This is a genomic window from Ferrovibrio sp. (assembly GCF_046297895.1).
GTDB lineage: Bacteria > Pseudomonadota > Alphaproteobacteria > Ferrovibrionales > Ferrovibrionaceae > Ferrovibrio.
In genome coordinates, this window is sequence record NZ_JBKBHC010000023.1 from 1 (window position 1) to 1510 (window position 1510).

At 66.6% G+C, this 1510-nt stretch carries 2 protein-coding genes; one reads left to right on the top strand and one right to left on the bottom strand.

What is annotated here, in order from left to right:
- A partial coding sequence (gene nuoN, locus ACK4FK_RS18775) for an NADH-quinone oxidoreductase subunit NuoN (RefSeq protein ID WP_409747238.1) occupies nucleotides 1-1285 on the top strand: 1285 nt, incomplete at its 5' end.
- On the opposite strand, the gene ACK4FK_RS18780 is transcribed toward nuoN, so the two are convergent.
- Nucleotides 1276-1510, bottom strand: a 235-nt coding sequence (locus ACK4FK_RS18780; RefSeq protein ID WP_409747241.1) for a hypothetical protein, incomplete at its 5' end; no start/stop codon positions are given. The two genes, nuoN and ACK4FK_RS18780, sit on opposite strands and share 10 nt — an antisense overlap.

The window sequence follows — 1510 nt, forward strand, 5'->3', positions numbered from 1 at the left end:
CACCGCCAACGGCGTCTCGGCGACCACCTTCAGCGGCATGTTCGTCGACGACGCCCTGGCCGACCTGTTGAAGCTGATGACCTATCTCGCCGGCATCGCCGCCGCGATCTATTCCCGCCAGTACCTGGCCGACCGGGCCTTGATGCGCGGGGAGTACTTCGCCCTGCTGCTCTTCGCCGTGTTGGGGATGATGGTGATGATCTCGGCGAGCCACCTGCTCGCCCTCTACCTGGGGCTGGAGCTGCTGTCGCTCGCGCTCTACGCCATGGTGGCGATCCGGCGTGACGACGCCGTGGCGGTCGAGGCGGCGATGAAGTACTTCGTGCTCGGGGCGCTGGCCTCCGGCCTGCTGCTCTATGGCATGTCCATGCTCTATGGGCTCACGGGCACGCTAGCGCTCAACAAGATGGCCGCGACGCTGGCTGGCGGTGTGGACAACCCCGTGGTGTTGGCCTTCGGGCTGGTCTTCGTGGTGGCCGGGCTGGGCTTCAAGCTGGGGGCCGCCCCCTTTCACATGTGGGTGCCCGACATCTACCACGGGGCGCCCACGGCGGTGACCTTGTTCATCGGCTCAGCGCCGAAACTGGCGGCCTTTGCCTTCGTCATGCGGCTACTCGCCGACGGGCTGCAGCCGGCGCACGGCGACTGGCAGCAGATGCTGGCGGTAATGGCGGTGTTGTCGCTTGCCATCGGCAACTTGGCGGCGATCATGCAGACCAACATCAAACGCATGCTGGCCTACTCGACCATCGCCCACATGGGCTTCCTGCTGCTCGGGGTCCTGACGGGCGAGGTGAACGGCTACAGCGCCGCCCTGTACTATGTCGTCACCTATGTGATCATGAGCCTGGGCGCCTTCGGCCTGATCCTGCACCTGGCGCGCGCGGGCTTCGAGGCCGATGCCCTCGACGACTACAAAGGGCTCAACCGTCGCGCCCCTTGGCTGGCTGCGCTGATGGCCATCCTCATGCTGTCCATGGCGGGGCTGCCGCCCTTCGTGGGCTTCTATGCCAAGCTGACTGTGCTGCAGGCCCTTGTGGGGGCAGGCTGGATCTGGCTCGCCGTGGTTGCGGTCCTGTTCTCCCTGGTGGGGGCCTACTACTACCTGCGTGTGGTCAAGCTGATGTACTTCGACACGCCACACAGCCATGAGCCCGTGGTCGCCACCCCGGGTGACGCCCGTTTGCTGCTGTCCGTCAACGGGCTTGGCGTCTTGCTGCTGGGCCTGCTGCCGCAACCGCTGCTGGCCTTGTGCCTGGATGCCATGCGGCTGACCTATGGCTGATTGCCAGTCTCCGGTTTGAGGTCCAGGGCCAGCGCGTAGAGCGCTGACCGTTTGCGGCCGGTGAGTTTGGCGGCGAGACGCGCCGCCTGACTGGCCGGCAGCTCCTCCAGAAGGGTCGCCAGGACCTGCCGGGCGTTCGAGGTTTCGGCCCTTGCCCCCGGCTGGGCGCCGGCGACGATCAGCACGAATTCCCCCCGCTGTCGCTCGGCATCGGCCTTGAGCCAG